Below are 20506 nucleotides of genomic sequence, written 5' to 3'. Positions count from 1 at the left end.
GGGACTTTGAAAGAATTTGACTAAATTCCCCCCTTTTTAAGGGGGGCTAGGGGGGATCGGATCTGTAGCATTGATAAATCAATTTGGTATAAGTTTGCAGTTTTTGTAATCAGGGCATTGATCGATGTCTACGTTTTCGCTGTATTTGATTCGTCACGGGTTAGCGGGTCAGTTTGGGGATTATGCGGATGATGCAGCCCGTCCGCTGACCCCAGAAGGGGTTCAAAAGACCCGGAAGATTGCCCGTCGGCTGCACGAGGTGGACGTTCGGGTCGATCGCCTCCTCACCAGTCCCTACCTACGAGCCAAACAAACGGCAGAAATTTTGCAGGAAGAGGGGATGAGTACTGATGTGGAATTGCTGGACTGTTTGGCTCCAGAAGGGAATTTTACCCACTGGTTAGAAGTCCTACAGGCGTGGCAATCCGTTGCCAAACCGATCGCGATCGTGGGGCATGAACCGGATCTCAGCCAAGCTGCCGAACGGTTGGTGTTTGGGTCAGTCATCAACCGACTAGTGCTTAAAAAAGCAGGCGCGATCGGGCTGGAATTACCGACAACGGGTGCTTTGGTTGGCAAAGGTACAATCTTTTGGTTAACGCCACCGCGATTATTATTGTGATCACGAATTGGTCACTCGATGAATTACTGCCACGATCGTCACTTGAATCAGTCGTTAATTGAATCAGTGCAGTTAAATCATTGCGGTTGAAAATCATTGCGGTTGAAAATCATTGCAGTTGAACAAGCTAAGTCAGCAATTTCACCAAACGGCGAGCTACCATCTGCACAATCTCCCAATCTCCTGTTTCGATCGCCTTTTTCGGGAACAAACTCCCCGCTAGCCCCACTGCGATCGCCCCAGCTTTCAGCATCGATTTGGCATTATTCATTGTGACGCCCCCTGTGGGAATTAAGGGAATGCCTTTGAGGGGATCTTGCAAGCTTTGGATGTAATTTGCCCCACCGAGGGCACTGACAGGAAAGACCTTAATCGTTTTTGCCCCGGCCTGCCATGCCTGTAGAATTTCCGTCGGCGTTAAAGCTCCAGGTACGAGGGGAATGTCGTTGGAATTGGCAAAAGCAATCATCTCGGGGTCAGCGAAGGGCGAGAAGGCAAATTCTGCCCCGGCGGCTACAGCTTTATCCAACGCCTCTACGGTCAGTACCGTTCCCGTGCCAATGACGCAATCGGGGTGAGCCTCGCGTAATCGCATAATCAACTCAGGTGCACGATCGCTATCCCAGGTGACTTCGATTAAGCGCATTCCTCCCAGGGCAACGGCATTGGCCATGCCCCACCCGCGATCGTAATGGGCCGTTCGAATCACTGCGATCGCGCGATTTTGGGTGAGAAGTTGGTGCCAGGAATTGGGAGTCATGATGTCTCGATGATGCTAAGACCACTTTAACTTAAACTACTGATGAGAAGAAACAGCAACGATGGGTGGGAAGACGGCTGGTATGCACGAGGGTTTGTGATGAAGGTGGCTCAATCTGCTTTCAGGTCACCCGACTTGATGCCATGCTTGACGCCATGCTTGACGCCATACTTTACGCAATAAAAAAGGCAGATCCGGAGATCCGCCCTAGTGCTACCGATAGAATGAAACAGAGAACAAGAAACAGAGATGATGTAACCGGGAACAGAAATCTATTTCGTGTGTTGATTCCGAGTTTCCCAGGCTGCTTCCAGCAGTTTTGCCCAGCGCTTCTGCACCTGTTTTTCCGTGCATTTTAGCGACTTCGCAATCACCTTATCCTCAGTGCCAGTTTGTTTGAAGTCTAAGAGTTGTTGTTGATCCGGGGTGAGGTTGGCACGGAATTGCTGCCAAAGCTGGGGTGAAAGACCCAGGTTACGATCGAGATCGGCCCCCAGCCACTCATGCACCAACTGCCAATTGTGGGAAATGGCAAACTTTTCCACATGGTACTTAAAGCGCTGTTGCAGGTAATCCCGCTGCCGTGCGGTCAGGCCCAAAATTTCATCGATTTCCGGTACGGATAAATCCTGTAACTTCAGCGTGAGATAGTTGATGCAATCCTGTTGATCTTGGGATTCTAAATACTGGATCAATTCCGTTACGACCCGATCGCGCAGGGAATCTTCCCCATTGTCCTGTTTTTCCGAAACCATTTGTTCCCGAATCATTTGCAATACCGGAGACCGTCCGTAGGCATCCGATTCCGAATCTTTTGCTGATTCCATTGCCGTTTCAATATCCACCGCAATTTCCTGGGGTTGGCGAGTGGCAAACCGTTGGGCCCGCAGAATCACTAACTGTTGGCTTTGGCATCCCGGTAATGTGATGCGACGCTTGGCATACTGTTCCGTAAATGCCATGTATTCCGCCAGTTGCAGCTTCGTTTTAGGTTGGTAGGTTTCCTCCAAGGCATTTTCCCGACGGAAGGCCCGTAGCGATTCGGTGTAGAACCCTTGCAGGAAGTCCTCGATCAGGTTGTAGCGAGCTTGGAAGCTGAGTTGTAGATGGGCAGGGGAAATGGGGCGATAGACCATGGTGCTGAGGGTGCTGTGCAGATCAATCCGCCCGCGCCGAGAACCCAGTTGATAAAAGTGAATGCATTTTTGTAAGCGATAGCGCGCTAGGGTTAACCGCCAAGATCCGACTTGGCCAGAGGTTTGGATGCGATCGCTCTTGCTACAAATCCGTTCGACTTCAATGGCGATCCGTTGGGCGATCGCTTGAACCGCGTCGGTTGCTTTCAGGTTCAGTTCCGTTGTCAGTTCGGAGACTAGGATTTGAGCCAGCTTTTGGATATCGCTTTGGTTCAGGTCATCGAGTTGAGCATTGCGTTGGGAGGTGGTGGGTGAGGGGTTGGAGGAGGTGCTGTTGACAGCGAGCCCTGATGGTTGTTCAGCAGCAGAAGCAAATTGGGTGTTCATAGGATGTTTCTCTCGGTAGCGCACACCTGTACCTTCGGACGGGAGTGGGCGGATTCCCCCCAACCTGGGTCAGTTTGTCAGGTGGCTCAGGCTCATTTTGTCCTGAAAGTCTGGGATGCCGATGAAACAATAGAGATCGGCCCCTCTGATTTTTGGGAAGTCCCTGGGATTGTGACAGTTGGGTGTGCCAATTCGTTGAGTGTGACAGTTCGTGTGACAATTGCAGCCTGAGGCGTTGTAGTTCGATCGAATGGCCTGAGAGATGGTCTCAATTTAGTCTCGATTGGTCTTGATTGGTCTTGATCGAAGCCTCTAGCGGTTCTGGAGGATGCTGGTAAGGGGATTGCCGGGGAATTTCAGGTCGATCGGGCTGATTGGGGGATATTGGGGGATATAAGTCTAATTACTCATCAAAATCGAGTTCTGGGCCTAAGTATTGTACTCTGATGCCCAACGGGGCATTCTAATGGGTGAACTGGTATGTGTGAATGTCCCCTGCTGCTCCCTCCTTTGCTCCAGTAATGCGCCAACTGAAATTCCCTGGACTTTCCCGTGTTCTGATTAAACTCGGCTCCATTGTTGCCCTAGCGATCGCCTACTATGCCACCGCAGAGCTGTCTCGCTATTTGGCCTCTACGCCCCAGGATGTCACGCCTGTGTGGCCCCCCGATGGCCTTGCCGTGGCAGCCGTCCTGGTATTTGGCAATTGGCTAGCCTATGGAGTGGGTTTGGGGTCATTCCTCGCCAATTTCTGGGCCTTTCGGGATACGACCAGTCTCGCTGCACTATTGATGTCCACCCTGCCTGTGATTGGCATCGCGATCGGGACTACTCTAGGAACCCTACTGGGGAGCTGGTTACTCCGGAAAGCCACGAAGGGCCGCTATCCCTTGGAGCGGGTGACTGATGTCTTTCGCTTTTTGTTCTTGACCGGTATGGCAGGCCCATCGGTGAATGCCACCGTTGGGGTGACCTGCCTAATGCTGAGTGGTAAAGTTCCCTGGCCTGCCTATGGCACCGTGTGGTTAATCTGGTGGATTTCTAATGTGTCCGGCATTTGGATTGTGACACCCATTCTACTTTCCTGGAAGAATTTATTACAGAACAGTCAATCTCCTTTTCAGCATCCTCTTCAGCAACTTCGTCAATGGCTGTTTCCACCACTGAATTCAGATCCATCGCAATCCTCCCTCCCTCCCCAGGCTTTCTTTGCCAAGCTCCGTTGGCTGAGCTTCTGGAGAACCATGGAGCCAGCGGTTTTACTCGGTTTAATTGCTGGGATTGGTGGAGTCGCCTTTGACCGAGGCTACCACTTCGAATTTATGCTGATTCCCCTGTTGATTTGGGCGGCATTTCGTCTGGGGCAACCGGGCGCGACGTTGTTCACGGGGGTAGTGACCGCGATCGCAGTGATTGCAACCGTCAATGGTAAGGGTGGATTTGTCCGGGCCGATTTGAATTACTCTTTAATGCAATTGCAAGCTTTCATTGGCGTCATTACCCTGACCATTTTGGTGCTGACGGCCACGATCGCGGAACGGGCCCGAGCAGAAGCCAAGTTGCGAGTTGCCTTTGATCAACTGGCTGAAACCAATGAAACCTTAGAAATTCGTGTCCAAGAGCGGACTGAGGAACTCTATCTCAAGAATGAAACGTTGCAACAAACCCTGACTAAGTTGCAACAAACCCAATTGCAAATGCTGCAAAGTGAAAAAATGTCCGCCTTGGGACAAATGGTGGCTGGGATTGCCCATGAAATTAATAACCCTGTCAATTTTATTCATGGCAATCTGACCTATATTGAGCGCTATGTTAAAGACTTACTCCAAGTCATTGAAGCCTATCAACTCCATTACCCACAACCTCCCCAAACGCTACAAATTCTGCTGGATGAAGTGCATTTCACCTTTCTCCAAGCCGATTTGATCAAACTCCTCCAATCAATGAATGTCGGAACCGATCGGATTCGGCAGATTATCCTATCCCTGCGCAACTTTTCTCGCTTGGATGAAGCAGACTTTAAAGCGGTTAATCTCCATGAAGGGCTGGAGAATACTCTTCTCATCCTACAGCACCGCTTCATTGGTAAGCACAATCGTCCAGATATTGAGATTGTCAAGCATTACGGTGATTTGCCGTTAGTAGAATGCTATCCCAGCCAAATTAATCAAGTTTTTATGAATCTATTGGTCAACGCGATCGATGCCTTGGAAGAACCCATTGCCCAGTCCGCTAACGACCATGAAAAACCTCACTTACGACGGATTTGGATTGCCACGCGAGCCATCGCTAACGATCGCATTCAAGTGGAAATTGTAGATAATGGAGTGGGCATTCCAGAAGATGTCAAATCCCGCATTTTTGACCCCTTTTTTACCACCAAACCTGTGGGTAAAGGCACGGGTTTGGGACTCTCAATCAGCTATCAAATCATTACCGAAAAACATCAGGGGCAGCTCTGGTGTAGCTCTACCCCCGGTAGAGGCACCAAATTTATGATTGAAATTCCGGTGCATCAATACCCGCGAACGAATCTTGAAAAATACTAAGCGGCACAAATAAGCGTTACAAATAAGCGGCACAAACGCAGTTTACAGAACTATTTTGGGCAGTCTAGGGGCTAGACTGTGTTCTAGATTTGTGGGTTGTCTTAGCAGATGAAAATGTCGCTTCCCCTTTCCACCCAGTGGAGATCGTCACTCTCGGTCTTTCGCTTGGGTCTATTAGCGCTGTTGCTCGTTCTCCTGATCGTAGGAGCCCTGCCGGGCTATCTCAAAGGCAGTTGGTTTTGGCAATCTCCGCCACCGATCACTGTGTTGCAACAACTCAAAACCCTGCGACAACAGGGATTAGCTCTACCCGGTTGGCAGATGACGAAACAGCGCACCTTGTCCCTGGGAGATCACATCTGGTCTGTGCAGGAAAGCCAGGATGCTCAGAAGAATACGGCAATTTTGTTCCTGTTTACCCAAAACGGCCCCAAGGATCAACCGCAGGTGGAATGGACTGATCTGAATGGGCTGCAACAATGGGAAACCGACTCCCAACAATCCCTTTCGTTTGCCGTGCCTGCAGGGGCAGATTCCCGATCGACCTCGCCTTCCCAAACCATCCCGATCACTGCCCAGTTGTTTCGCGCTTGGAACCCGCAGCAAACCTATGCGGTATTGCAGTGGTATGCTTGGCCGACGGGGGGAGATCCCACCCCCAGCCGTTGGTTTATGGCCGATCGCTGGGCGCAATTGCATCGTCAGCGTCAGCCCTGGGTGGCAGTGTCTGCCCTGCTGGAAATGGAACCCTTGGATGACTTGAGTAAATACCGCGATCGCATTGAAACCCTCGGGAAGACTATACAGAGCACGCTGCTGGACACCGTGTTTACTGCCGCTGATTAGGCTGCTGCTGTATTAGTTGAGGCTGTATTAGTTTGAGTGGTGGATTGGTTAAGCAGTGGATTGGTTAAGCAGTGGATCATCGAAGTTACCCCTGGAGTCCCGGAGGGCAGCCTAATGGATGATGGCAGGCTTCCTGTGACGCTAGAAAAGCTGACGCGAGAAAAGCTTCCTGGAAATGATTTCCTGTGCCATTTCTCCCGACTCCTGTGCTATAAGTCACCTCAGGATCCTTGATGATCCCTGCTGTTCGTAGGGCTGTACCTCGCGGCTCAGCCGTCCGGCCAAATGGTGTCCCGCTTTGCTTGAGATTGCCCTGAGTTCCCTTGCCTGAGTTCCCGTTGCCCTGAGTTCCCTATTTCACCCTGCCAGCGCTGTTGAACCTTTGTCCTTGAACCCCATGGCTGTGCCCCCTTCTCCAATTCGGCATTCCGTTCGGTGGACTGCGCTCTCGATCGCGAGTCTCCACACTACTTTGCAAATTTCCCTAGGGGTGCTGGCCGGGAGTACCTGGATGCGCCCCAGTTTAGCCCAGACGCCGCCACCCCCTACCCTAGAACCCGATCGCCGACCCACTGCCCTGGATTTGGTTGAACAAGCGCGACAACGATTGCGCGATCGGGGTGAATTGCCCCCGGCGGATGCTCCTAGCCTGCCCCAAAGCGTGACTGGAACCGGGAGTTCCCCTGCCGCAGACTCTACAGCCATTCCGACTTTTGGCCAATATCGGCTGGGATCGGGGGATGTGGTATCCGTCTTTGTCCAACGGTTTCAGGATTTCAGCTTCCAAGCGGCGATCGACCCAGAAGGCAAAATCACCCACCCCGTGCTGGGCAAAATTGAACTGCAAGGACTGACGATCGATGAAGCCCAGACCCGGGTACAGCAAGCCGTGAGCCGATATATTATCAATCCGATCGTCCTGCTCTCCCTGGCCAATCAGCGGGCTGTTCAGGTAACTGTTACGGGGGAAGTGGTGCGACCAGGGTTATATCCCCTGGGCAATCAACCCCAGCGCGTTTCCTCTGTGCTGCTAGCGGCGGGGGGCACGACCGATCAAGCGGATCTGCGGGAAGTGAAGGTGCGGCGAGCGATGCCCAATGGCACCACGATCGAAGAATCCTTGGATTTATTTACGCCGTTAAAGACAGGAACATCTCTGCCCGATGCCCGCTTGCAGGATGGTGATGTCATCCTAGTTACCAAGTTGCAGCCGGATAAGTTGCAGGATTACGATCGCAGTATTGTGGCCCGATCGACCTTGGTCAAACCCCAACTAACGATTCGCGTGCTCAGCTATGCGCGGGGGGGATTGGGAGAGGTGATTGTGCCCAACGGAAGTAAGTTTGTCGATGCCTTGGCCAAGGTGGGCCTCAATCCCGATGCGGCCAATCTGCGCAAGATTGCCGTTGTACGGTTTGATAACGTGCAACAGAAAGCCGTTACCTTTCAACTGGATGGCAAAAAAGCCATCATGGGCGACATGACCCAAAATATTGCCCTGCAGGATAATGATGTGATTGTGATTGGCCGCAACTTGGTTGGCAGAATTACCTATGCGTTGAATGTCTTTACCCAGCCCTTTCGCGATGTCTTAGGGTTCCTTTTGTTTTTCCGCGAGTTGGGCAATAGTGCAACCAATCTGTTTCGACCCTCTGGTCAGGAGTAATGCTGGCCTAGAAACTTGCTTGTGTAAACTCGATTCCCCCATTCCCCCATGGCTTCTCCGATCGTTAAACGCTATTTCCTGGCTGTTAATCGCTACAAATGGTTGTTACCTGTGGGTTTGGCCCTTGGCGTCACGGGGTCTAGTCTTGCGGTGTCCCAGCCCGATCCACCACCGCTATACACCGTAGAGGCCATTCTGGTTGCCAATCAGCCCGCCACGGTTTTTTCCACCACGGGCACCGAGATCCGCCAACCGATCGAAACCTTTACGGCGGATTCCCTGGTGACGGAATCGATGTTAAACACCGTGGCCCAAAAAGTCGGCTTGGATGCCAGGAGAATTCTCAAGAGTCTAAAAGTCACATTACCCAGCAGCGAATCCGCCAAGGACAAAAAAGCCCCTGCTTCCGGCGGCAATAACCAAGTTCAGCTCACCTATCGAGATACGGAGGAAAATCGTGCTAAGCAAGTCATGCAGAGCTTGGCGGAACTAATTGTCCAGCAAAGTCAGGCGAACAACTCCGCCCGGTTGAAGGCGGTTGTCGGGTCTTTAGATCAACGGATTCCCAAAGCCAAGGCAGAACTGAGAGCGGCAGAGCAACAGTTGGAACTGTACGATCGCACGGAAGGCCCTGCCCTTGTGGCCGCACAGAATGGTAGCTTGAGCGGAGCCATTTCCCAGAGTGAAACCCAGCAGCGCATGTTGGGCTTGGAACTCGAACGCATCAATGCTGAAGTGGCTAGTTTGCAGAGTAAGTTAGGGCTCGATCCCAACCAAGCCTATGTCTCTTCTGCCCTCAGTGCCGATCCCATCATTGCCAATCTGCGGGCCCAAATTTATCAAATTGAGTCGCAATTGGCGATCGCGGGGAAAGACTTGACCCCATCCCATCCCCGCATGGTGGAACTGACCCAGCAAAAGGCGGCCCTAGATGAACAACTCCAGCAGCGTGCCCGCGAAGTCATGGGAGGCAATGGGGTGGCCGCTCCGTTCCAGGCCAATGTTCGCCAAGATAGCAGCCTCGATCCCAAGCGTCAGGAAATGGCGAATCAACTAGTGGCATTGACGACGCAACGGGAAGGCATTGTCCGCCAGCTACAACTGCTGAATCGATCGAGTCAAGATCTGCGCCTCCAGCTCCAAAATTTGCCGAACAAACAACTTGCGAGAACTCGTTTGGAAGATCAGTTCAAGCTCAAAAAAGCGCTGCATGATCAAATGCAGGCCAAACTAATTGACGCCAAAACCGCTGAAGCGGAAACCGTCAGTAGCTTGAGTATTGCCCAACTGGCTGCTTTACCGATCGAGCCGAAGCCGCCTAAAAATGCACCGTTGATGATTCTGGTGGGTGGTGTGGTGGGCTTAATTTTGGGGGCAGGGGTGATTTTCCTGCTGGATATGCTCGAGGGCACGGTCTATACCCCGGAAGATTTGCGGGATACTCTGCGGCAACAGGATGTGCCATTGCTGGGAATGTTGCCTTGGATTCCCAGTTGGGAAAATAGCAATCGTTCTCCCCTCCTTCTCAAAGCCCATTCCCCCTATGGTGATGCCTACGAACAGTTCCGCAGTACCCTGCGACTGACCGAAGGAAAATTACCCAAGATCCTCCTAGTCAGTAGTCCCATGGTCCAGGAAGGCAAAACTACGGTTGCCTATAACCTGGCGATCGCTGCCGCCCGATCGGGTAAACGGACGTTGCTGATTGAAGCCGATTTGCGATCGCCGTCCCGCAGTCAGGACTTGGGGGTGATGGTACCAGCGGAACGATCGCGGGAACCCCTGCGCTATTACAGCCAAATTAGTGATTGCATCCAACTGGTCCCAGATGTGGAAAACCTCTATATCATTCCCAGCGTGGGTGTCCAGGCCCAGGCGGCTTCCATTTTGGAATCCAACGAAATGCAACGATTGCTGGAAGAAGCCCAAGGCCGATTCGATTTTGTGGTCGTAGACACGCCCTCCCTGGGGCAGTGCAACGATGCATTGTTGCTGGAACCTTACACCGATGGACTGATTTTAGTAACTCGGCCAGGAATGAGCCAGAAAAGCCTGTTGACCGAGACGATCGAGCAGTTGAATGAATCCGAAGATTTCAATTTATTGGGAGCCGTGGTGAATGGTGTGGAGGTAGATGTACCGCGTCCAGTGGACACATCAACGGCCTATCAGCCACCCTTGGAGATCGTCCAAGGCTCCCCTGTCCATGACTCCCCAGAAGTTTCCTCCCAGGTAGAGGTCTAGGAAACGCTGCTGGCCTCATGCTGCTGGATTGACACTACTTGAATTCATACTGCTTGATTAAGCTTGATTGATGCAGATGTCATTTGATCCAAGAGCAATGGGACATTATTTCCCACAGAGGGATTCCATAGACGGATCATCCTTTTCCACAATGGATTGGGGCGTTGAAACCGTGATGACCTTGTGATTTTGATGAACTTCGGCTAACAAGTGGGGTAGATCTTCTAAGCAATAGTGTTCATCCACGATCTGAATTAATTCCTGGCTGGCCTGACGGTGTTTACTGGTTAAGCAAACCACATAGTGATTGCGTTCGTGTAACACATCGACCACCGGAACAAAATCACTATCCCCCGTCGATAAAATGTAGACCTCAGGCAGCAGCGTTTGTCGAATTTTCGACAGAATTAAACAATCCCGGAAAATCTTATTGTCCACCGCATTGTGACCGGGTGACACGCGAACCGTCGAAAATCCGGTTTCTTCCAGCATCACTTTGGACTTTTTACGAATCCGCCAATCGACCGCATAGGCCCTAAGACGCGTGGGATTGATTTGCCCATACTGCTTCGCGAGCAGTCGAATCCAATAGGCATACTGCTGGGGTGGAATATTTTCTACATCCAGAAATACATGGACGGAAGGACGATCGGGAATCGGTTTGGGCTTCATGATCCATATCAGAACTAGCGGATAGGACATAATAGGATACCGCCAATCCGCAATTCTTAAGTTAAAAATATTCTTAAGTTAAAAATATCCTGACCCATGGCTTTGCTCAATTTCAATTGCTTGGTTCGATCGCGATCTCATGGATAGCAATCCCATCTGAATTCTCTTCCCCCCAACGATCCCAAGCGGCTACCAACCTACAATCACACTCCACAGCAAAGCCATTAATCCGATCGTGGCTGCATGCTGAGGCCACAGTTTAAGGATGGGCTGCTTCGCAATTTTCTGGGTCAAAATCACACTACAGAGCCAACCCACGACCAAGACGGAGCCTTGCAAAAATTCAATTACCGCTGGATCGGCTGAAAACCCAGGTACGCCAACAGTGGCTAAGCCAAAGGTGGAAAAAGCCACCGGCAAAATTTGCCCTGCTTCCGCCAGCCCTAACTTGAGGTAATGGGCCGTGGTTCCTCCTAAGACCAAGGGCAGATAGCCATAGGCCACGTACAAGAACCGCCGCGTTTTACCCACGAGATTCAGCCACTTTTGCAAGGTATGAAAGGTAAACGCGATCGCAATGGGTAAACTCAATGCTAGGACGGAAGCCCAGAGGTGAAACCCAAACTGGTCTAAATGGAAATCTAACTGTAAGCGTTGCTGTAATTCGGGTAATCGATGTAAAAACACAGCTCCGAACAGTAAAAACAATAGGGAAACCTCGGCATAACTGGGTTGATGGGTGGTCCACAGTTCAATCCCGGGGGGCCGCAGATTGAGTTCCACCGATCGATGGGGGCAGGCTTTTAAGCAAGTCATGCAGAGTACGCAATCTTTGTTATCTTGCAATTGCGCTGGATGGGAATAAATGGGACAACCGCCGGTTTCCTGTCCTTCGCCCTTTTGTGGCCCCCCTTTGTAGCATTGATAGGTTGTGCAAGCAGCAGAGCAAATTCCCTGTTTGGCCCGTAGTTCTACCATCGATAGCTTCGCAAACAACCCGTTCATGCCCCCGATCGGACATAAATAGCGGCACCAAAATCGCCGCTCAAACAACAGTGAAAAAATCACTGCACCTGCCGTAATCAACAACAGCAGACAAGCCGATAAATAGGCCGTGTTTTCCAAATTCCACAACTCTTCCCACAGGAGAATCAGCGTGAACAGGCCAAACAAAAACCAGCCACCCACGGTTTCTGCCTCTTGCCTGGGCCAAGGTTTTAGCGATCGTGGCCACCACTGTAACGACAGTTTTTGTACCAATTCGCCATAGATCATAAAGGGACAAAACGAGCACCAAATCCGTCCCAAAAATGGAAAAATTAAGCAACTGCCCAGCCACCACCAGTCCCAAAATATATTGAGTGCAAAATTCCGATCGCGACTTTGGGGGCCTAGAAATAACACCCCTAGAATCAAGGCAAATGCTGTTAAGGTCAATCCATAATTAATCCGATCGGGATACCAATCACTGCGTAAAAATTGTCGCAACTGAGGATAGGTATTGAGTAAATTCACCCGAAATCGATTGGCTTTAATACTGGCTGGCCAAAACACTTCTTCGGTTAATTCCACCGCTCTATCCGCTTGCAACAAAGCCCGATTGACCAGGTTTTCCAATTCCGTGAGATTCCCCGGAAAGTCGTAGCTTTGTAATCGCCGCAGTGCCTCCGGTGTAACTTTGGGCTTCGCTATCCCGCGCGATCGACAGGTCAAGCTGAGGTAATATTCCACCTGCGCTGCAATATCCGACTTCCGCACCCGCAGCGGTGGTACCTTAATGGAATGTCGAGCCTGCTGACATTTTTCCACTTGGGGCACAATTTTCTCGGAAGTCATGATGATGCGAGCTTCCGAAACCTTTAGGTTGGTCGTGGGTTCATCCCCAGTCGGTTCATCTCCATCGGAACTCGGCAATGCTGCATTTTGCCTAGAGTCACTATTGCTGGGCACGGGTGCATACTGCCCGGTTTCCAATAGCTGAATTAGCGAATCTTCCAGATGGGGGGGCAAATCCTCCAGATTATTCAACATCAGTGTGCCCCGGCCCATCCAATCCAGGATCCCCGATCGATTACCCCGGCCAAATAAGTCTGCACCATTGGCTTGTAAGGTATTGCAATTCAGCTTCACCAATGGTTCATGGCGATCGGCAGACCCAAAGTGAATCAATGCTGCAATGTTGTCCTTATTGAGACCCGGCTCCCCAAAGATCAACACGGGTTGACGATCCCCCGTCGCTTTCCGAATGTCCTGCCGCAAGCGCACCGCATAGCGACTCGCGCCCACAATGCCCCGCCGCACTTTGGGCACCAAATAGGGCCGTAATGCCCGTTCTCGTTCCCGCTCAAAATTCAACGTGGCTTCCACTTCCTGCAAAGCTTCCGCCAATTGTTGGGACACTAACTGACCAACTTCCGGATACTGCTGAACGATCGATCGCAAGCGATCCCGAGGAACTTGCCACACTACACCAGCATCTAACGTGATCGTCGTTTGCTCGGCGGGTTGATCCAGCAGCAGTTCCTTGAGATACAACACCGCACCGGGCAAGATCCCCACCACCTTTGCGATCGTATTGGGACTGGTGCGATAGCTTTCCAGATGTCCTTGGTACAGGATATACAGTGCTGCTGGTGCCGTGTCTTCCAACACAAGTCGGCGATTGGCTTGGAAAGGAAGTTCCGCGATCGCTGCCCCCATCGCGGCCAGCGCAGCGTCGGACAAACTGCCCAAAACGGTGAATTGCCGTAACCAGTCAATGCGTGCTGTCAGATCCATCCTTCCCCTCCCGATCGTGGCCTTACCAATTCACCTGCGATCGCTCCTGTACAACTCGTTGATAAATTTTTTCCGTTTGTTCCGCTAACAGGGACCACCGGAAGCGATGCTCCAATTCTTGATAGGCATTTTCCACCAATTGATGGGCTAACTCTGGATTTTTGAGGATTTCTAAAATTCCCTGAGCCAGGGATAGTGCGTCATTCGTCGTCGTCACGACCCCGGTTCGGCCATGGTCAACGACCTCCGGTAACCCGCCTGTATCCGATACCACGACGGGAACCCGCGCCGCAAAACTTTCCAAGGCGACGATGCCAAAGGGTTCATACAAGCTGGGGAACACGGCACAGTCTGCGATCGTTTGAAATTTATCTAAATCCTCATCGGGCATAAACCCCGTAAAACAACAATAATCCCAGATCCCGAGTTCCTTCGCCTGTCGTTGTAACGGCTCCAGTTGCCCGGTTCCAATAATGACAAATTTGACCTGGCCCCCCAATGCTTGAATCACCAAGGGCGCGGCTTGCAGTAGCCGAACAATGCCTTTTTCGTAGGTAATTCGTCCAACGTAGTAAACAATTTTTTCGTCGTCTTGGGCGAATCGTTGCCGAAACGACAGCACGTCAAAATCGGGATCAAGATGCTTTTTCTCTGCCCGAATGCCGTTGTAAACAATATCAATTTTGTCCGACGGCATGTGTAGCACCTTGGTGACTTCCCGTTTCATGTACTGGGTGCAAACAATAATGCGCCAAGCCTCGTGGGCCAAAAATCGCTCCTTTTCACTGACATGGCGCTGCACGTCGTTATGGATGCCATTATTCCGCCCATACTCGGTTGCATGAATCGTGGCAACTAAGGGGATGTGGAAATGATGTTTGAGCGCGATCGCGGAATCTCCCACCAGCCAATCATGGGCATGGATGATATCAAAGGGGCGCTTCTGGATCAACAACTGCCCCCCAAAACTCCCCATACTCTCGTTCATCCGTCCAACCCAATGGAAAAAGTTATGGCCTTCTCCCACGATCACGCGATGAACCTGAACCCCTTCGACCTCTTCATAGGCTGGCGCTTCTCCAAACTGAACGGTCACGATATGGATTTCATGCCCTCGTTTCACCAGTTCTGGGTAAAGTTCAGCCACATGACGGGCAATACCACCTACAATGCGAGGGGGAAATTCCCAGGTCAACACCAATATTTTCATTTGTGCCGTAAATCTTGACTCGCTGAATGTGTTCTCACTCTGTATTCCCACTTTACAAGGTGAGGGGACAAGCTGAGGGGAGGCCCAGGATCCTGAGGGGCAGCCCAGAATCGGGACGAAAGTTGCCTCACGAGTCCCCAATCCGTTACCTTTGCTGTAGGGAAATTGATGACTGCTATGTATTGATGACTGTCATGTTATGAGGGAGGATTTCGCAATGTCAGCTTCTCCCAATGTCTCTACCCAAAATAGTGCTCCACTTCAGCTGCTGCTTTTTGTGGATCAGCGCCCCACCTCCAAGGAGCAAGTTCGGCAGATTCGATCGCTTCTGCAAGAACTGGAAGTCCTCTGTCCCTTTGATCTCCAAGTGATCGATGTCGGTAAACAGCCCTATCTCGCAGAACATTTTCGCCTCATTGCAACACCCGCCTTGGTCAAGGTGCATCCAGAACCCCGACAAACCCTCGCAGGAAGTAACTTAATTGCCCAACTCAAAAGCTGGTGGCCCCGCTGGCAACGCTCAACCGAAGAATTTTTAGCCGAGAGCCGCAACAGCAACTCTAGTGCAGCTTCCGCAAGCCTCGCGATCGAACAAGTGCTCGATCGTGAAATTCCTTCCATTAGCCAATATGCTGAAATGCTTCAGCTATCGGATGATGTCTTTCGCCTCAAACAGGAGGCAGAGGAATTGCGGGCAAAACTGCAATTTAAAGACCAAATTATTGCTATGCTGGCCCACGATCTGCGCAATCCTCTCACCGCTGCGTCGATCGCCATTGAAACCCTGGAAATGGGGAATCAACCCAAGGACAACCAACCCTCCCGCCTCACCCCTGCCCTGGTTAATCAGTTGCTCAAGCATGCCCGGACGCAAATTCGCGTCATCGATCGCATGATCACCGATATCCTACAAGCAGCTCGTGGATCCAATGCAGATTTAAATGTTTGGCCAGTCAAAATCAATCTCGCCAATCTTTGCCAGGACGTTGTTGCCGATCTCAACGATCGGTTAGCCCACAAACAGCAAACCCTGGATTTAGATATTCCTTCGGATTTACCGCCGGTCTATGCTGACGCCAGCCGGATTCACCAAGTTCTCACCAATCTTTTAGATAACGCCATCAAATACACACCAGTCCAGGGCACGATTAGCCTGTCCGTTCTCCACCGCACGACCCAAAAGGTGCAAATTAGCATTTGCGACAATGGCCCTGGGATTCCAGAGGATCAATGTAATCAAATCTTTGAGGATCATTTTCGCCTTCAGCGAGATGAAGGGCAGGAAGGCTATGGTATCGGATTGTCGCTTTGTCAACGGATTGTCCGAGCCCATTACGGCCAAATCTGGGTTGATTCTGTCCCCAATCAAGGCAGTTGCTTCCATTTCACCTTGCCGGTGTATCGGGTTCAAATGCCCCCAGAAGAGGCGATCGCTCAGTAGTTGCCTGACCCTGATTCAGTAGATTTACGGAGACTAATGGGCGTGATGTCTTCCAACCACTGATCCAGGTGCGAGTAAGTATAAAATCACACATGCTGACTCCTCCCTTTTGCAGCTTGCCTTGAGGCGTTTTGTCACTTCCCTTGATAGACCAGTGTTTTCCGTGCGGGTGCAATTCAGTTTTGGCCAAGGCTGCCTGAAATGAGTTGAATAAATCGCACATAAGGCTGCCGACAAATACAGAATCTTTAAAGCATTAATGAAGCGATTTTCCGCTTGGTTTTGCTCCTGTATTTTTTGTCTTTTTCAGCTCAAAAATTTTAATTTTGCCAATCGCGTTTCCGCAAGTTCATCTTGTCAACCTCTTTCCAGGTAATTAAAGTTACTTGCATGCGGAAAAAAGGCTGGAAATTAAAGTCGATCGTACTTGAGCCAATCCCTTGTTAGTTAAGGGTTTAAACGATAACCTAGCTGACTTACAACCTATTCAACTTCTGAAAACCCGTGTCGTAAGGTATGTTTTCTGACTAGTACAAAATTCATTGATGGGACATCAAGTCAAGCGAAAAAAAGGGTTGTATTGGTAGGGTCTGAGGGGGAAGTTCAGTCATTGAAATCATCTCAGCTTCATCATTAGTTCATCCTGTAATTTCTCAAAAAGATGGGTGTTATTACGGTACTAACAACCTAGGTTTGCCGCCTATAAATGGTTTGGAGCAGGGCTGGGATTTTTAACCCTGTTGTGCTTCCTCAGAAGGTGGTTAGGTTCCCAATGGAAATGCATGCCTTCCGAGTACCCAATGGGGGCGACTGCTTGTTACAACTGCCTATCATAAGTGCGTCAACTTGTTCAGTAAAGCCCTGTAATTCTCAAGTCCTGCAACTCTACTGTGAGCGTAGGCAAAACCCCTGGCATTATCCCGTGCTCAGCCCCATTGCGGTTCAACAGTCACACCAATCTCTGATAGGGACAAACTGGCTTATGCGGTACGATTCTCTGGAACATAACCAATCCGAAATCCCAGAGGTTGGCGTATACGAGTGCGAAGTTCACCTCAAGTTTCGCCTGATTGAAGAACGCGGTGTGTTATCCAACCGTGACCAATTGCTGGAAATGCTGCTAGACGCCTTTAGCTGCGGTAGTGATGAATTTTTGGAACCCTTGCAGGTCGCAGTCAATGCCCAAGAAGTCTCAGAAGTTCAGGCTTCTCCCAAGATGCGTCGCCAATTGATTCGCCTCCGCAATTCCAAAGATTTGCTCTAGATGGGCTGGCTTATTAGCTCACTGCAAAAATTAATATTTGGCACAGGCTGAGCATCAATAGCAAAATGAAGGCAGTCTCCATTGTTCTTCGATCGCTATGACTTTCACCTTGCATCATGAAGCGGATCAATTATCCGATCTGATTCAGCGCTACCGTAGCCAAGTGGATTACCTCGCCATCCGGCTAGAGTCTTCGGAAGGCTCGGATATCCTATTGCGCGGCGACAAAATTGAAACCCTCAGCGAAGGGATGGCGATCGGGGGACAGGTCCGAGTTTGCCATCGAGGCGGCTGGGGGTTTGCCAGTTTTAATCGGCTGGATACCTTGGTAGCGCGCATTGAAGAAGCGATCGCCGCTGCCAAGCTTGTGGGGAATGAAGAAACGCTTCTTGCCCCTGTGGATCCCATCCAAACCGTCTGCACTTTACCCCTCACGGGCAGCGATCCCCGTGCCATATCCCTTGCTCAGAAAAAAACTCTGTGTCAGCACTACGGCGATGTCTTACGCAGTGCCGATCCCAAGATTGCGACTCTATCTGTACGCTACGGCGATATCACCCAACGCACCTTACTAGTCACGTCAGAAGGCACCTTGATTGAGCAGTCCTGGGCCGATATGGAAATGCGCTTTGCGGCCACAGCGCGGCAGGGAGAACTGGTGCAAACGGGCCGAGAAACCGTCGGCTCCCGTAGTCGCTTTGAGGATTTAACACAGTTAGATGACCAAGTTCTGGGCGCGGCTCAACGGGCGGTTGCAGCGCTTTCCCTGCCGCCCGTGAAAGGGGGCACCTATACCGTTGTGATTGATCCGATTTTAACGGGGCTGTTTGTCCATGAAGCCTTTGGCCATTTGTCAGAAGCGGATATGGCCTACGAAAATCCCGATTTGCTGGAAACCATGAGCCTAGGCCGTCGCTTTGGCCCGGAAGATTTACAAATTTTCGATGGAGCGGCGATCGCGGGGCACCGGGGGAGCTATTTCTACGACGACGAAGGGGTTGCCGCAACCAATACGCAACTGATCCAAGACGGCGTGTTAGTCGGACGACTCCATTCCCGCGAAACCGCTGGGAAGCTAGGCGAAACGGCCACAGGTAACGCCCGCTGCTTGAACTACCATTACCCCCCGATCGTCCGCATGACCAATACCTGGATCGAACGGGGTAAAACCCCTGTCAAAGACCTGTTCAGTGGCATCCAAGAAGGTGTCTATGCCCGCAACTGGCTTGGTGGCATGACCAACGGTGAAATGTTTACCTTTACCGCTGGGGAAGCTTGGATGATTCGCAACGGCGAACTGGCGGAACCTGTACGCGACGTAACCCTCTCCGGTAATGCCTTCCAGACCCTAGCCGACATTGAAGGCATGGGGGATGACTTTTACTGGGATGAGTCCGGCGGCTGCGGCAAGGGTGGTCAAAGTGGATTAGCGGTTGGCTGTGGTGGCCCTAGCTTGCGGATCCGTGATGTGGTTGTCGGTGGGGAAGCGGAGGAAGAGTAGCGATCGCAGGAGTTGGGTTGCAGACGTGCGATCGCAGGCTAGACCAGAGCATTAGGAGAGAGCATTAGAGATCGTCTAGTTCCTCTGACGGTGAAACGCGACCCCGCCGTTTGCGGGCTTCCATTGCCTTTTCCAGCATCGTTAATAATCCAGGGGCTTCCTGTTGGAGTTGCAGCAATAAGCGCTCGCCTTCCTCCAGATCCCCTGGGTCTTCCCCTGTTTCCATCACCGATTGCAAACGGGGCAACGCCAATTCATCCACTAACTGCACCAGGCTGTAGAGGCAACGATTAAATTGTCGTTCGGTTAGCTCGGCATCTTCCAGCGGAAACTCAATAATGGCGCGAATTTCCCCATCGGAAGGGTCATACTCCCACTGCAACATCTTGGTTTCCCAGGAAATGCACAGCATGGTTTGCAGAATGGCATCTTTGTGAGGATGGTCCTTCACACCGGTTAAGACACGAGGCGCATAGATTTCAAAAAACTCGCCGTCTTCATCCAGTTGAATCACAATCAGAAATTGCTCTACGTTTTCCGCATAGACGCCAGTAATAATGCGGGACTCGTCCGCCTCTAGGCGATACTTCCAGCCCTTGGCGTCTAGATATCCGGCAATCTGTTCTAGCGTGGCGGCCATGGTGATTCCTCTAAATGAGACGGGTTAAGCAAGATCAACTCAAACAAAAGTCAACTAAAACATAAGTTCTAGCGTATTGAATCAATGGAGCGAGATCAGTCGGTTAAGGAGTCCGGGGTGGGATCCCTTGTACTGCCCGATCGACCGCTTGAAAGAGTCCCTCAATGGTCAAAGAATTATCTAACACAAGATCCGCCCGATTGCACTTTTCCTGAATATCCATCTGACTTTGGATACGATCGATCGCCTGCTCAGAGGATAGGTTTTCCCGCTCCATGAGTCGCTGAATCTGACGGTCTCGGGGGCAGTATATCACCCAAATTTCGGTGACGAGATCGGTCATTGCGGCTTCGAACAGTAGGGGAATAACCAATACGACTGGGCTTTTGGGATCGGCCTGTAGATGGGCATCCCGATCGACCTGTAAGCGTTGCCGCACAAAGGGATGGATCTGCTGCTCTAGCCACTGCCGTTCCTGGGGTTGCGTAAAGATCAGGGTGCCCAATTGTTTGCGATCGAGACTGCCATCGGAATTCAGGATCGTCGCACCGTAACGATCGGCGATCGCGGCCAAAATCGGACTCCCCGGTGCAACTGCTTCTCGGGCATAGAGATCCGCATCCAGCACAGGTAAATGATGCACCTGGGCAAGATAGTTGGAAACCGTGGTTTTTCCCATGGCGATGCCCCCCGTCAGGCCAATAATGCGGGGCGCGGGTGGGACAGCATCCGTCGATTGAGCGCGTGAATTCACGGGATTCCTGGAAGAATAAAACACTTCTGGGGGGCA

15 protein-coding genes are annotated in these 20506 nt (G+C 51.2%); 8 read left to right on the top strand and 7 right to left on the bottom strand.

All coding sequences use genetic code 11. The features are described 5' to 3' along the window. Positions 1 to 124 precede the first annotated feature (124 nt). Complete coding sequence (sixA, locus tag H6G21_RS06960) at positions 125 to 622, top strand: phosphohistidine phosphatase SixA (protein WP_190571937.1); 498 nt, start codon at positions 125 to 127, stop codon at positions 620 to 622. Between the two features lie 127 nt (positions 623 to 749). Here sixA and H6G21_RS06955 read toward each other — a convergent pair whose 3' ends face one another. Further along, positions 750 to 1382, bottom strand: a complete 633-nt coding sequence (locus H6G21_RS06955; protein ID WP_190571936.1) for a bifunctional 4-hydroxy-2-oxoglutarate aldolase/2-dehydro-3-deoxy-phosphogluconate aldolase — start codon at positions 1380 to 1382, stop codon at positions 750 to 752. 272 nt (positions 1383 to 1654) lie between these two features. Beyond that, the gene (locus H6G21_RS06950) at positions 1655 to 2905 is read right to left on the bottom strand and encodes a HetZ-related protein (protein WP_190571934.1); all 1251 of its coding nucleotides are present in this window, start codon (positions 2903 to 2905) and stop codon (positions 1655 to 1657) included. Between the two features lie 488 nt (positions 2906 to 3393). Here H6G21_RS06950 and H6G21_RS06945 point away from each other — a divergent pair, with 488 nt between their 5' ends. The 4 genes from H6G21_RS06945 (at position 3394) to H6G21_RS06930 (ending at position 10210) form a co-directional block, all read left to right on the top strand. Next, complete coding sequence (locus tag H6G21_RS06945; protein ID WP_190571932.1) at positions 3394 to 5454, top strand: MASE1 domain-containing protein; 2061 nt, start codon at positions 3394 to 3396, stop codon at positions 5452 to 5454. A 114-nt stretch (positions 5455 to 5568) separates the two neighbouring features. Then, on the top strand, positions 5569 to 6300 hold the full coding sequence (locus H6G21_RS06940) for a cyanoexosortase B system-associated protein (protein WP_190571930.1): 732 nt from the start codon (positions 5569 to 5571) through the stop codon (positions 6298 to 6300). Positions 6301 to 6697: 397 nt separating this feature from the next. Beyond that, positions 6698 to 7966 (top strand): polysaccharide biosynthesis/export family protein, encoded by a 1269-nt coding sequence (locus H6G21_RS06935; RefSeq protein ID WP_190571928.1) that lies wholly within the window; start codon positions 6698 to 6700, stop codon positions 7964 to 7966. Positions 7967 to 8014: 48 nt separating this feature from the next. Continuing rightward, positions 8015 to 10210, top strand: coding sequence for a polysaccharide biosynthesis tyrosine autokinase (locus H6G21_RS06930; RefSeq protein WP_190571926.1), 2196 nt, complete (start codon positions 8015 to 8017; stop codon positions 10208 to 10210). Between the two features lie 105 nt (positions 10211 to 10315). Here the strand turns inward: H6G21_RS06930 and H6G21_RS06925 are convergent, their stop codons facing one another. The 3 genes from H6G21_RS06925 to H6G21_RS06915 form a co-directional block, all read right to left on the bottom strand. Further along, positions 10316 to 10882 carry an NYN domain-containing protein gene (locus tag H6G21_RS06925; RefSeq protein ID WP_190571924.1) on the bottom strand — a complete coding sequence of 189 codons (567 nt, stop codon included), beginning with the start codon at positions 10880 to 10882 and terminating at the stop codon, positions 10316 to 10318. A gap of 189 nt (positions 10883 to 11071) precedes the next feature. Next, entirely contained in the window at positions 11072 to 13660 is a 2589-nt protein-coding gene (locus tag H6G21_RS06920) for a sigma 54-interacting transcriptional regulator (RefSeq protein ID WP_190571922.1), read from the bottom strand. Between the two features lie 22 nt (positions 13661 to 13682). Next, on the bottom strand, positions 13683 to 14870 hold the full coding sequence (locus tag H6G21_RS06915) for a glycosyltransferase family 4 protein (RefSeq protein ID WP_190571920.1): 1188 nt from the start codon (positions 14868 to 14870) through the stop codon (positions 13683 to 13685). Between the two features lie 217 nt (positions 14871 to 15087). On the opposite strand from H6G21_RS06915, the gene H6G21_RS06910 reads away from it, so the two are divergent. From H6G21_RS06910 to H6G21_RS06900, 3 genes are all read left to right on the top strand, one after another. Further along, on the top strand, positions 15088 to 16311 hold the full coding sequence (locus tag H6G21_RS06910) for a histidine kinase (protein ID WP_190571918.1): 1224 nt from the start codon (positions 15088 to 15090) through the stop codon (positions 16309 to 16311). A gap of 982 nt (positions 16312 to 17293) precedes the next feature. Further along, positions 17294 to 17575, top strand: coding sequence for an Npun_R1517 family heterocyst differentiation transcriptional regulator (locus H6G21_RS06905; protein ID WP_190571916.1), 282 nt, complete (start codon positions 17294 to 17296; stop codon positions 17573 to 17575). Between the two features lie 97 nt (positions 17576 to 17672). After that, complete coding sequence (locus H6G21_RS06900) at positions 17673 to 19076, top strand: TldD/PmbA family protein (protein WP_190571914.1); 1404 nt, start codon at positions 17673 to 17675, stop codon at positions 19074 to 19076. A gap of 64 nt (positions 19077 to 19140) precedes the next feature. On the opposite strand, the gene H6G21_RS06895 is transcribed toward H6G21_RS06900, so the two are convergent. After that, a complete protein-coding gene (locus H6G21_RS06895) occupies positions 19141 to 19716 on the bottom strand; it encodes a hypothetical protein (protein WP_190571912.1) in 576 nt (191 codons plus the stop codon). A 103-nt stretch (positions 19717 to 19819) separates the two neighbouring features. After that, positions 19820 to 20470 carry a dephospho-CoA kinase gene (gene coaE / locus H6G21_RS06890; RefSeq protein ID WP_347277988.1) on the bottom strand — a complete coding sequence of 217 codons (651 nt, stop codon included), beginning with the start codon at positions 20468 to 20470 and terminating at the stop codon, positions 19820 to 19822. Between the last annotated feature and the right edge of the window lie 36 nt (positions 20471 to 20506).

Origin of the sequence: Alkalinema sp. FACHB-956 (assembly GCF_014697025.1) — a bacterium.
GTDB lineage: Bacteria > Cyanobacteriota > Cyanobacteriia > Leptolyngbyales > Leptolyngbyaceae > Alkalinema.
This window is presented reverse-complemented; position numbering and strand designations above follow the sequence as displayed.